Here is a 12,489-nt window from a genome sequence, read left to right on the forward strand (position 1 = left end):
TAATTGAATAGTTAAATATTAACATGACTTTTTCTTTTGTCAATCCAAAAGCAACAAAAAAACACCACTTCTATAAGTGATGTTTATTGTTGAGCGACAAACTCGCGCCAATCGTAATAACTTTCATTTAAACTATAAGCGTGACGACCTTGCTCATTTAATAATCTAGTAGCCTGATTCGTCAAAGCACACAAGTGACCACGGCAATAGACGATCACATCTTTTTTTGGATCTATTTTTTCAACTTGTTCTGACAATTGATCCATTGGAATGTTGATAGCCCCTTTAATATGTCCCGCTTGAAACTCGTCTTCTGGTCTAACATCCAATAACTGCACGTCATCTCGACTCAACAACTTGATAGCTGTTGATAAATCTAAAGTCTTAACTTGTTCTGTAATGTCGAAGCTTTGTTGAATCTGTTTCATAGCTAATAACTGACTTTCACCAACATCACGCAATAGATAAAATAGTTGTTCTACTTGTTTAGAGGCTAACTGGTAAACTACAAAGTTACCCTTTTTAATATTGATAACTAAATTAGCATCACGCAACGTTTTCAAATGCCTAGATGTATTAGCGATGCTCATACCTGACTGTCTAGCCAATGATTCTACGGTTTTGGGACTCTGCGACAACAAATCTAAAATCTCTAATCGCTTATCACTCGACAAGCCTTTACCTATCTTGCTCAATTCAGAATAAAGACTGTTCTTATATTCATCTGCTGCTTGATTCATAAAATACCACCTTTCAAGCATACTATTTAACTAATTGATTGAATGCTTTAATTCTAATGGAAATTTTGTTTTTGTCAATTAACTACTACAAAAAAAACTTCAGTCTACACTGAAGTTTTTTTAGGTAACTTTTATACGAATGAACGATCATGAATACCCATAGTGCGACGGAAGAAGAAACGAACTCCGTAAGCTACTACTGCAGCAATGAAGTATCCAATTGCATTAAGAGCTGGGTTAATTGATGTAGGTACAGCAGTCATGGCTGCCAAGAAAATAAACATGAAGGCTAAACCAACGACCAAATATCCAATCGTAATTCCCCAACCGGGACGTTCTGACTTAGGACGTTTCATTTGGTTGTTGAACCATGTTAACAATGCACCCCACATAGCAGATAAGACAATCAAAGTAATGATACCTGTTTGATTATTTGGATCAGGTTTCTTTGTTGTCAAAGCAACGATTCCGTACAAAACGCCAAATAGAGCAAAGAATAATAATGATGTGTCGATCCATGAAGCCCAGAATGGTGTCACTTTAGGCTTCTTAGTTGGATGAACAATATCTTTAGCTCTTTGAGTTACTGGACCATAAAGTTGGTTAGCTGGAATCCCTTTGATTTGATTATCAACGATTTCTGGAAGCAATTTATCGATAGCTTCTTTAGCTTCGTCTTCTTTGAAACCATCTTCCATCAAATATTTATTGAGTTTAAAAATATATTCAGCATTTTTATTACTCAATTTTTTACGCAAATCATCTGCACTAGCATTATAGATTTCCGCTTTAATTTCTTCTTTTCTTTCATTCTTAGCTGAAGCAACTTTTTGCTTTTCAGAAGCTTGCTTATTCTTTTCTCTTAAATCCTCTGACATTTTTGTCCCCCTGGTTAGACGTTAAAGCGGAATTCGATGATGTCTCCATCTTGAACTTCGTAATCCTTACCTTCAACACGTAATTTGCCGGCTTCCTTGACGGCTTTTTCACTACCTAATTCATCCAAATCACTAAATGACATAACTTCAGCACGGATAAATCCACGTTCAAAATCAGAGTGAATAATTCCGGCAACTTGTGGTGCTTTCATACCTTCGTGGAAAGTCCAAGCACGAGTTTCTTTACCACCAGCAGTGAAGAAAGTTCTAAGTCCTAATAGCTTGTAACTAGCTTTGATAAGCTTATCAAGACCTGACTCTGTAACACCTTCAGCTTCAAGGAATTCTTTTCTTTCATCGTCATCTAATTCGGCAATTTCTTCTTCAGTTCTAGCTGAAACTCCGATTACTTGAGCGTTGTCTTTCTTAGCGTAATCTTCAACGACTTTGTAATACTTAGAACTTTCAGGATCAGCCATATCTTCTTCAGCGATGTTAGCTACGTACAAAACAGGTTTTGAAGTTAGTAAGAATAATCCCTTAACGATTTTTTGTTCATCTTCGTCAAAGTCGATTGATCTAACAGCGCCACCTTCTTCAAGAACTGGCTTGATCTTTTCAAGAACTGACAACTCAGCTTGAGCTTCTTTATCCTTGGCACTCTTAGCAGCTTTTTCAACACGAGTGTAACGCTTGTTTATACTGTCAAGATCAGCAATACTTAATTCCAAATTAATAGTTTCAATATCATCTAGTGGGTCAACTTTACCAGTAACACTTGTGATATCGTCATCATCGAACGCACGAACGACATGAACAATGGCGTCAACTTGTCTGATATTTTCCAAGAACTTGTTACCAAGTCCTTCACCCTTACTAGCACCTTTAACGATACCAGCGATATCAGTAAATTCAAAAGTAGTATGAATAACTTTTTTAGCGGGAATCAATGAATCGATTCTTGCTAGACGGCTATCTGGCACTTCAACCATACCCACGTTAGGGTCGATTGTGGCGAAAGGATAGTTAGCCATCTCCGCACCAGCTTTTGTAATAGCATTAAATAAAGTTGACTTACCAACGTTTGGTAGTCCGACAATTCCGGCAGTTAGAGCCATTATTTATTCCTCATTTCTTTTAATAAAGTTTGGTGGCATTAATTGAGATTTTTTCAAATAATGTTCTTCATTTTCTGTTTTCACTTGGTCAGCTTGTGTTAAAACTTTCTTGAATTTCTTCTTGAATTCAGCCCGTGGAATCATCACGATGTGACCACAGCCTAAGCATTTAACTTTAATATCCGCACCTAAACGGATAACTTCCCAGCGATTTTCCCCACAAGCGTGAGGTTTTTTCATTGTGATAATATCTCCAAGTTTAAACATACAATTCCTCTAATCTAAATGGATTCCTAATATGTCTAAAATACGATTTAAATCATCCGTATTCGAGAAATCAATTTCTAATTTTCCATGGCCGCTTCTAGTCTCTTTCACAGCAACCGGTGTATCAAATCTTTCAACTAATTTTTCTTCAGTTGCTCTAATGAAAGGAGATTTTTGAACAGCTTTCTTCTTCTTTTTGCTGTTGTGCTTAGATTCAGTAGCCAATTGTTCAAGTTGACGAACAGTCAAATCTTCTTCTACAGCACGTTTAGCTAGACGATCGATTTGGTCTTGGTCCTTTAAGCTCAACAAAGTTCTAGCTTGGCCCATTGATAACTTACCGCTTTGAACTAATTTCTTAGTAGCTTCGGGCAAATTCAATAGTCGCAAGTAGTTGGCAATATAAGGACGAGACTTGCCTAATCTTTGAGAAACTTGCTCTTGGGTCAAATTCAATTTCGTAATCAAAGTTTGATAGGCGTCTGCTTCTTCAAGTGGCGTTAAATCTTCACGCTGAAGGTTTTCCAAAACAGCAATTTCCATCATCCCTGATTCGCTTAATGGACGAACGATAGCTGGAATAGTAGTCTTCTTAGCAATTTTACTTGCACGGAAACGTCTCTCCCCAGCAATGATTTCAAAACCATTAACACTTTCACGAACGATAATTGGTTGAAAGACACCGTTTTGTTCAATTGAGTGTGCTAACTCGTTTAAAGCATTTTGGTCGAAAGTTTTTCTAGGTTGATATGGATTAGGACGAATATCATCGATAGAAAGGTCAACGACGGTTTCACTATTTTCATCAATAGCTTCGAATTCAGAAAAGATAGCATCAATTCCTCTTCCTAAGCCTTTTTTATTTTTGCTTGATGCCATTACGCTTTAACACCTCCTCGGCAAGTTCACGATAAGCTTTAGCACCTCTTGACTTGTCGTCAAAGTCGACGATTGGTAAACCGTAACTAGGTGCTTCCGCTAGCCGTGTGTTTCTAGGAACGATTGATTTGTAAACTGAATCTCCAAAGTATGATTTCACTTCATCAACTACTTGAGCACCTAAATTAGTTCTGGCATCTAACATTGTGATCAAGACGCCTTCAATGGCTAAGTTAGTATTGAAATGTTTTTGAACCAAACGAATGGTATTTAGCAATTGACTCAATCCTTCCAATGCATAATACTCACTTTGAACTGGAATAATAATTGAATCGCTCGCCGTAAAGGCATTAGTAGATAGTTGACCTAATGAAGGTGGACAATCGATCAAAATAATATCGTAATCATTGTCGACTTCTTCGATTCCCGCACGTAAACGTGTTTCACGAGCCATCATTGTCGTCAATTCCATTTCTGCACCGGCTAGTTGGATCGTTGCTGGAACGATATCTAGCTTTGGATGCTTAGTATGAATAATCGTCTTTTTCAACGGATATTCGTTTACTAAAACATCATAGACATCTTTTTCAACGTTAGCCTTTTTAATACCTAAACCGCTGGTAGCATTACCTTGAGGGTCAGTATCAACAATCAATACTCTTTGACCCAAATCGGTTAAACATGCTCCCAAATTAATGGTGGTAGTAGTTTTCCCAACACCACCTTTTTGATTTGCAACAGATATTTTTCGTGCCATTTTATTCCCCTATCTTTAGAGCCGTTATAACGGTCTCCCAAAATATTTACTTATGGTTCACTTTTGCCATATCTATATAATCTTATCATTTTTACAGTATTCATTTATACTGTCTAATTATTTCACAAGTGGTTTTTTAGCAGGTGTTCCTGGTTTTCTTGGATATTTCTTCGGTGTTTTATTAACTTTGCCTACAAAAATAAAATTACGGATTCCTGCATCATTTGGTAATTCAACTGAAGTTTGTTGTTTGATTTCTCCACCCAAAGTCTCGATTGCAAATTTTGCTGCTTTGACTTCTTCAGGAGCTTTTTCAGACTTCATAGCGACGAATTGTCCACCAAGCTTAACTAGTGGTAAACAAAATTCTGTCAGAACGTTCATAGCAGCGACTGCACGAGCCGTTACAACGTCAAATTGTTCCCTAAATTGAGCATTCTTGCCGACTTCTTCAGCACGACCATGAACTAAATTTACATCTTCTAGACTTAATTTATTAACCAAACTATCTAAAAATTTAATTCGCTTATTCAATGAATCAACGATAGTAATTTTAAGTTTAGGATTAACGATCTTCAAAGGCAAAGATGGAAAACCTGCACCTGACCCAACGTCGCAAAGTGTTAATTCATCACTCAAAATCTTTTTATCGACGAAGCCTAATTCAATCGAATCGTAAAAATGTTTCAAATAAACTTGATCTTCATCGGTAATTGAAGTTAAGTTCATAACTTTATTAGTTTCAACCAATTCCCTAAAGTAAATTGCAAATTGATCTTTTTGAGTTTCACTTAACTCAATCCCTTGTTTTGCCAAGGATTCAAAAAATTCTTCCGGTTTCATTGACATACCTCCACTCGTGAAACACATGTTTCACACCCTTTTATCCTATATTATTGTGGCCTTTAATTCAATGTTAGAAAAAAGAGTTTTTCCGAGAATTTTTAACATACAAAACAATATAATTGTATTATTATCAGTAAAAACCGCAGGAGGAATCCATATGATTACCGTCAAGCATACTAATGAATTAACACCAAAAGAATTGATTGATATTTTGAAAGAACGTGTCAAAGTTTTCGTTGTTGAACAAAATTGTCCTTATCAAGAAGTCGACGATGATGATTATGACGACTTACACGTTTGTCTGATTGAAGATGGGCAATTAAAGGCTTATACGAGAATTATTGATAAAGGCGATCACATTACTTTTGGACGTGTTCTAGTTGTCAAAGAATTTCGTAAAAATGGCTTGGGAGAAAAAATCGTTGCGGCAACAATTGATGAGATCAAACAAAGATTCCCTAAACAACCAATTCAAATTCAAGCTCAAGCTTATCTACAAAAATTTTATGAACAATTCGGTTTTAAAGCAATTTCTGATGTGTATTTAGAAGACAACATCCCTCACTTAGATATGCTTCTTAATTTTTAAAAAACATTTACCAAAGATTTACATTTTTTATATTTTACATACATATTCATTTGCTAAATTATCACTGTTAATCATTTAACAAAAAGGCAAAGAAAAATAGGCCAAACTCAATTTCTGAGTTCAGCCTACGCCCCTGCCAAGGAACTTAATTTTAGCACATATCATCGCAACCGTCTGGCAAACAATCGCAGTGCACGTGTTCTGGAGCAGTTTTTTCTTTTTCTTTTAAAGTTTTTTCCAGTTTGGCAATGTCTGCCTGACTGATTTCCAAAGAATCAATCAATTCATTCAAAACTGATCCTGCCTTATGGGCACAAAAATCATTGAATAAACTATTGGCATATTCATTCATCGTATCTTGTTCAGCCACTGTTGAAGAATAAATATAGCGGCCCTGTTCTTTTTTACGACTAAGAAATTCCTTTTTAGTCAACCGTGTAATTAAAGTTTTGATTGTAGAATCAGACCAAGTCTGTTTCTTTTGCATCAAATTGATGATTTCCGAACTAGTCACATGTTTCAAAGTCCAGACAATGCGCATGATTTGCCATTCGGCTGAAGAAATTTCAACTTTCTTCTGTTCTTTTTTTGCAACAGTATCCATTAAAAACGTCCTCTCTTAATGAGAACATTATATAACATTACTTATCGATTTTTATAGTTTGTTTTCATCAGAGATTTCTACGAGTAAACTATTTTTGTAACGTTGCTACATTATTCTTATAGGAATATTTATTATTCCTATATTAATAGCCCGTTTAATTGCTATAAATTAAAAAATGGAATAAAATACTCAAAGTACAAGAGAATTTTAGGATGGGAGGGAAAATGCCTACGAAGTATAGTTTTTTTGTTCAACCACAAGTTAATAAGAGTACAGATACCCTTGTTGGATATGAAGTCCTTTTACGTAAAGAAGACAATGGCAATTGGCATTTACCAGAAGATTTCACAGAACTTTCAATTGAAAAACAAGTCTGCTTAGTTGAGAAGACTGCACATATTTTAGCTAAACAAAACAATAAGCACAGATCCTTATCATTTAATTTGAATAAGGAACAAGCTAATGATCCACTTACTCTGGGAGCAATTATTGCTTTAAAAAAGCGAATCGACCCAGTTTCTTTAACGATTGAATTCACTGATGCTATGCCATTAGTCAAGGTAAAAGAATACAGCTTGATATTGCATCAATATGATATTGCTTTAGTCATTGACGATGTCGGAACGGGCTCTAATACTTTTGATAATATTAAACATTCATTGCCCTACGTCGATCGAATTAAGTTTGCGATGCAAAATCTTCGCATGAGTGGTAATGCTGACAAAATTCCTGAATACCTATCTTTTTGGGTCCGTCAAGCTAGAAAGTACTGTTTAGATATGGTATTAGAAGGCGTAGAGGACCACACAGACCAAATTCTCGCTAAAAAATACGGCATTGAGATTCAACAAGGTTACCTTTATGGCAAGCCTTCAATGCCTTAAAAAAAGACCTATTAGCTTATAAGAAGTTAATCGGTCTTTTATTTTAGGCTAAAGAATCCCAAGCTGGTAATTCAATAGGATCTTGATTGTATTCGGATAATTCAGTGGCTATTAAATATTTCTTATTGATAATTACTTCGTAGACATAATCTTCAAACCACTTCTTGTCCATCATGTAGTAGCCATTTTCACCATTGTCACTACCCCAAGAATTTTCAACTTTGTAGCGATTAGCTTGTCCGTTAACTAAGTTGACCCCAGTAATGGTCATAGCGTGTGAAACTTGAGCTTGTTTATAATCCAAACGAAGTCCCTTTTCAATTTCGGAGTCGATATTGAACAATTTATCGTATTGATATAAATCACCTAACAAATAACCCTTTTTACGATCGGATTCTTCAGAAACGTCATTTCCAAACCAAACGGGATCATTACCCTTTAATTGTTCAATCGTTAATTCTTCCAAGCGTTCAATTGGCAAATTCAAGAATTTATCAATACGACCGCCAACGATGTTACCAGATTCAGCAATCGTGTAAGCTTGATGATATTTCTTACTCTTCTGTGGTGAATTTTCTACAATAACGTAGTCATCCAAATTCATCGTAAAGTAACGCTTTAAGAAATCTTTTGGTGTGATACTCGTCTCTTCAATCAACTTGTCATTATCCGTATGGAGTGACAACTCAAATTCCTTTGGTGGCATCCCAAATGAGTAAACACAAACTTTATAAACTTCAGAAAGCATCTCTTCAACACGTTGATCAATTTTACTTTGATCTGTCTTATCTTGAACCATTTGACGCAATTCGATACCATTCTTGCGCAACATTTTATTCAAAACAGCGTTGAATTCAGTCGTATTATCAGAAGCTTGAGTTTCTGGCATTACGTAGTTAGGAACCACACCGTATTTTTGAATCAAATTAGCAGCATAAACCCAGTAACCACCATCGCCACTAGGGGAACTGAACAATGTATTAACTTTTCGATCATCTACAGGTAAATCAGCTGTTTCTAAAATGTTTTGATAGAAATAATTAGCCTTTTCTAGACGATCATAAAATGAAAGATAGTTCTGTGACAATTCAAAGTCTTTTAAATTATTCTTTTGAGCAAATTCTGTTCTCAAGGTATTCAAGGCTGCGAATAGCCAACAACGACCAGAATGCTTTTGATTAGATACTTTTCCGGTATCAACTGTAACGTTAAATGATGGATTTAATAACGTCTTGGCGTTAGGATTTTCACTAGCTTGATAAATCCCTACTTGCGCTACAGCGTTTTTAAGCACATTATTAGTTGCATCTTGATTTAAGTTCTCATTAAAATCTGCTAAAATCTTTTTATTGATTTCTTTTGTCAATTCAATCACCTCATTTATTAATATTACAATATTCATACTATTTGGAGATAAATTATGTCTGAACCTATTAAAATTGCTTATTTATACGAAGATTTAATGAACACCTATGGAGATAGCGGTGATGTTAAAATTCTTAGCTTTCTTCTCAAAGAAAAAGGCTACGACACTCAAGTTGACAATATCAGCCTCGGTATGAAATTTAACGCCTTTGATTATGATTTTCTCTTCTTCGGTGGTGGCCAAGATTTTGAACAATCTGTCGTTTCAACTGATCTTAAGAGACATCGTGAAACTATCAAGGAATACATCGATGACGACAATCCCATGCTCTGTATCTGTGGTGGCTATCAATTCCTAGGTAAATATTATGAAACTAGCAGTGGCAAAACTATCCCTTGTCTTGATATTTTGCCTTTCCATACTGTCTTTAAAGCTGATAGTCGTATGATTGGCGATACTGAATACAAGACTGAATGGGGCACTGTTAAAGCTTTCGAAAACCACAGTGGTCGAACTTATTTTGACGACAAGAGTAAGTTAAAACCATTTGGTCAAATGGTTGAAGGCTACGGTAACAACCCTGATGACAAACAAGAAGGTATGCGTTATAAGAACGTTATAGGTAGTTATTCTCATGGTCCTATTTTGAAGAATGAAAACGTTGCTCGTGCTATTGCTGACAAGATTATTGCAGCTCACAAGAAACGCTTAGCTGAAACTAGTAAGTAAAAAAAACACAACATTGAGTTGTGTTTTTTTTTACAATTCTGCGACTTGACGAACCATTTCTAGTTCTTCATCAGTTGGAATCAACAAAACTTTAATAGCTGAATCAGGACTACTGATCAAGCCTTCATGACCAGCTTTATTCAAATCCTTATCCAACTTCACATTGAAAATAGCTAACTCATCAATGATTTCTTGACGCAAATCATCATTATGTTCACCAATTCCACCAGCAAATACTAAAGCATCAGCCCCATTTAATTCTGTTAAGAAACTTCCTGCATATTTAACAATACGATTAATAAAAACATCTACCGCTAATTTAGCACGTGGATCAGTTTGTTCCTTAGCCTTAATTTCACGCATATCTGGTGAGATTCCTGAAATTCCGAGTAAACCAGATTTTTGATTCAACATCATCATAATCTCATTTGGATCGTCAGCTTTTAATTCTTGCATCAAATAAGGTACTAAGGCTGGATCCAAATCACCGGCACGAGTTCCCATTGTGACACCAGTTAGTGGCGTGAAGCCCATTGATGTATCAAAAGCCTTACCGTTTTTAACTGCAGCGAGTGATGCTCCACTACCTAGGTGCATTGTTACTAAATCTAGTTCACTTTTAGGCTTATTCAACAATTCTGCAGCACGTTTAGTTAAATAAGTATGTGAAATACCATGTTCGCCATAACGACGGATTTGGTATTTTTGTGTCAATTCATATGGCAAGCTATAAATCGCATTCTTTTCTGGCAAATCAGTAAAGAATTTACTATCAAAGACTGCATATTGCACAACGTTAGGCAAAGTCTTAGCCATTGTTTCAATCCCTTTAGCTTCCATGGGATTGTGCAATGGTGCGAAATTGCTAAGTTCTTTGATCTTCTTCAATACTTCAGGTGTTACTTCTACAGCAGACTTGAAGACTTGTCCACCCGCTACGACACGATGAGCTACTGCAGTAATTTCTGAAAGTTCATTGATAATTTTCAGATTTTGCATTTCGTCAAAAACCATCTTAGCGGCAGCTTCTTGACTCAAATTATCGACTGTCTTTTCAAATTTTTGATGGTCACCGTATTTAATCGTAAAAATTGATCCTGGCATACTAATTCGTTCTACTAAGCCACTAGCTAAAATCACTTCGGATGGCATTTCAAATAATTTCCACTTTAATGATGAACTACCGGCATTAATGATTAATGTTTTTTGCATAATTCACACTCCTGCTACTAGCATACCTAATTTTCAGAAAACATGCTGGTATTTTTAACTTTTTACAACAAATTAACTTAATTGTCTAAGAACTTGTTCGTCTTCAAAATTGCTGTCGAAATGGCTGGTGCTAAAATAATCGCCACAATCATCTCTGGAACCCCATTTGTTCCCACAATAACTAATAACAATTTATTCAACAAATCTGTTTGTGTCGCATAAGCCTGTGCCATAGTACTGGCATACATAACACGCATTAGTCCCAATACTAATACCGTGTTAGTCAATGATCCGACTGCTGAAGCTATTGCCATTCCCAGAACTTTTTTCTGAGTATGATTTCTGAACCATAAATAAATCCAGCCAGCCAACAATCCAACGGCGATTCTAGGTAAAACCGCTACGACTGGATTAGTAAAGACCGTTGTATCAATGATTGATGTTGGACTAGTGAATGCTCGAATTATCGTTCCAATGCCCCACACTAAACCGACAATCGCACCATCCTTTGGTCCTAACACAATCGCTGCTACGATAACAGTGATATGAATAATCGTAATATTGACGAATCCGGTCGGAATGTACCCCAACATTGGAACCATCGACTGAACTAAGATGATAGCAATCAATATGCCCAAGATTGCTGTCTTATAAGCCTTTCTTCTTTGCAAAATACTCTCCCCCAAATAATTATATTTTCTTAAGTTTACTCGATTATCGGGGAAAGAACAAAAAAAATAAAACCAAACAAAATGTCTGATTTTATTTCTAGAATTTATTCATTTTCAGCAGCATCGACAGCCTTGATAACGGCGTTTCTGAAGCCATGTTCTTCTAAGGCAGCCACTCCACGAATAGTTGAACCACCTGGAGAAGTTACTTCGTCTTTCAAGGCAGAAACATTCAATTCTGATTGCTTAGCTAACTTAGCGGCTCCGATAGCCATACCAATAGCAGCATCATAAGAAAGTTGACGATTCAAGCCGTGTTTTACACCTGCATCGCTCAAAGCTTCAATAAAGACATCCAAGAAAGCTGGTGAACAACCGGCTACTGTTCCTAGAATTCCTAGTTGATCTTCGGGCACTTCAACAAGTTGTCCCGTGTAGCCCATAATTGAAGCAACTTTCTTCTTATCATCATCAGTAAAGTCACTTGAATAAGTAATTCCTGTAAAACCAGCGCCAACTTTAACTGGTGTATTAGGAATGGCATGGGCAACCTTAGCATCACTACCTAAAGCTTGTTTCAAATGAGTCACTGATGCACTACCAGTAAAGGCAACGACTAATTTGCCAGTAACGATTTCTTTTAGTTCACTCAAAACATTATCCAACGCAGTTGCACCGACGGCAATGAAAATCACGTCCGCATCAGCTAACTGTTTTACCTTCTTAACCATTTGAAAACCAAGTTGGTCACATAAAAGCTTTGTTCGATTAGAACGTCCACCCTTTACGACAATCTTATCTTCATCAAAACCATTTTTGATCAAACCCGTTATAACGGCTCCACCAATACTTCCAGCACCAATAAATCCAATCATGCGATCGACTCCTTTATAAAGAACTTCTTTTATTCATTATATCTTACAGCAAAATAGACGTAATTATGGTCTTT

15 protein-coding genes are annotated in these 12,489 nt (G+C 36.1%); 3 read left to right on the plus strand and 12 right to left on the minus strand.

Going from position 1 to position 12,489, the window contains the following annotated elements; translation table 11 throughout:
- Positions 1–83 precede the first annotated feature (83 nt).
- The 7 genes from G6534_RS10410 to rsmG form a co-directional block, all read right to left on the minus strand.
- Positions 84–740: an ArsR/SmtB family transcription factor gene (locus G6534_RS10410; RefSeq protein ID WP_182082786.1), complete on the minus strand. Its 657-nt coding sequence runs from the start codon at positions 738–740 to the stop codon at positions 84–86.
- Positions 741–871: 131 nt separating this feature from the next.
- Entirely contained in the window at positions 872–1,618 is a 747-nt protein-coding gene (locus tag G6534_RS10415) for a DUF1129 family protein (RefSeq protein ID WP_182082787.1), read from the minus strand.
- A 14-nt stretch (positions 1,619–1,632) separates the two neighbouring features.
- Positions 1,633–2,736: a redox-regulated ATPase YchF gene (gene ychF / locus G6534_RS10420; protein WP_182082788.1), complete on the minus strand. Its 1,104-nt coding sequence runs from the start codon at positions 2,734–2,736 to the stop codon at positions 1,633–1,635.
- Between the two features lie 3 nt (positions 2,737–2,739).
- Entirely contained in the window at positions 2,740–3,003 is a 264-nt protein-coding gene (locus G6534_RS10425) for a DUF951 domain-containing protein (RefSeq protein ID WP_010017993.1), read from the minus strand.
- A 9-nt stretch (positions 3,004–3,012) separates the two neighbouring features.
- Positions 3,013–3,882, minus strand: a complete 870-nt coding sequence (locus G6534_RS10430; protein WP_010017990.1) for a ParB/RepB/Spo0J family partition protein — start codon at positions 3,880–3,882, stop codon at positions 3,013–3,015.
- Complete coding sequence (locus G6534_RS10435) at positions 3,863–4,639, minus strand: ParA family protein (RefSeq protein ID WP_059074658.1); 777 nt, start codon at positions 4,637–4,639, stop codon at positions 3,863–3,865. The genes G6534_RS10430 and G6534_RS10435 overlap by 20 nt, the downstream gene beginning before the upstream one ends.
- Positions 4,640–4,756: 117 nt before the next feature.
- Positions 4,757–5,482, minus strand: a complete 726-nt coding sequence (gene rsmG, locus G6534_RS10440) for a 16S rRNA (guanine(527)-N(7))-methyltransferase RsmG (protein ID WP_182082789.1) — start codon at positions 5,480–5,482, stop codon at positions 4,757–4,759.
- A 160-nt stretch (positions 5,483–5,642) separates the two neighbouring features.
- Between rsmG and G6534_RS10445 the strand changes: the two genes are divergently transcribed.
- Positions 5,643–6,074, plus strand: coding sequence for a GNAT family N-acetyltransferase (locus G6534_RS10445; protein WP_182082790.1), 432 nt, complete (start codon positions 5,643–5,645; stop codon positions 6,072–6,074).
- Between the two features lie 151 nt (positions 6,075–6,225).
- On the opposite strand, the gene G6534_RS10450 is transcribed toward G6534_RS10445, so the two are convergent.
- Complete coding sequence (locus G6534_RS10450) at positions 6,226–6,678, minus strand: CopY/TcrY family copper transport repressor (protein ID WP_182082791.1); 453 nt, start codon at positions 6,676–6,678, stop codon at positions 6,226–6,228.
- A gap of 224 nt (positions 6,679–6,902) precedes the next feature.
- Here G6534_RS10450 and G6534_RS10455 point away from each other — a divergent pair, with 224 nt between their 5' ends.
- The gene (locus tag G6534_RS10455; protein WP_182082792.1) at positions 6,903–7,562 is read left to right on the plus strand and encodes an EAL domain-containing protein; all 660 of its coding nucleotides are present in this window, start codon (positions 6,903–6,905) and stop codon (positions 7,560–7,562) included.
- 43 nt (positions 7,563–7,605) lie between these two features.
- On the opposite strand, the gene G6534_RS10460 is transcribed toward G6534_RS10455, so the two are convergent.
- Positions 7,606–8,928, minus strand: a complete 1,323-nt coding sequence (locus G6534_RS10460; protein WP_182082793.1) for a C1 family peptidase — start codon at positions 8,926–8,928, stop codon at positions 7,606–7,608.
- A 54-nt stretch (positions 8,929–8,982) separates the two neighbouring features.
- Between G6534_RS10460 and G6534_RS10465 the strand changes: the two genes are divergently transcribed.
- The gene (locus G6534_RS10465) at positions 8,983–9,657 is read left to right on the plus strand and encodes a type 1 glutamine amidotransferase (protein WP_182082794.1); all 675 of its coding nucleotides are present in this window, start codon (positions 8,983–8,985) and stop codon (positions 9,655–9,657) included.
- Between the two features lie 30 nt (positions 9,658–9,687).
- On the opposite strand, the gene G6534_RS10470 is transcribed toward G6534_RS10465, so the two are convergent.
- From G6534_RS10470 to proC, 3 genes are all read right to left on the minus strand, one after another.
- Positions 9,688–10,869: an acetate/propionate family kinase gene (locus G6534_RS10470; protein WP_182082795.1), complete on the minus strand. Its 1,182-nt coding sequence runs from the start codon at positions 10,867–10,869 to the stop codon at positions 9,688–9,690.
- A gap of 77 nt (positions 10,870–10,946) precedes the next feature.
- Positions 10,947–11,543, minus strand: coding sequence for an ECF transporter S component (locus G6534_RS10475; RefSeq protein ID WP_162897883.1), 597 nt, complete (start codon positions 11,541–11,543; stop codon positions 10,947–10,949).
- A 101-nt stretch (positions 11,544–11,644) separates the two neighbouring features.
- Positions 11,645–12,415, minus strand: a complete 771-nt coding sequence (proC, locus tag G6534_RS10480; RefSeq protein ID WP_182082796.1) for a pyrroline-5-carboxylate reductase — start codon at positions 12,413–12,415, stop codon at positions 11,645–11,647.
- Positions 12,416–12,489: the final 74 nt, after the last annotated feature.

Source organism: Companilactobacillus pabuli, from assembly GCF_014058425.1.
Lineage (GTDB): Bacteria > Bacillota > Bacilli > Lactobacillales > Lactobacillaceae > Companilactobacillus > Companilactobacillus pabuli.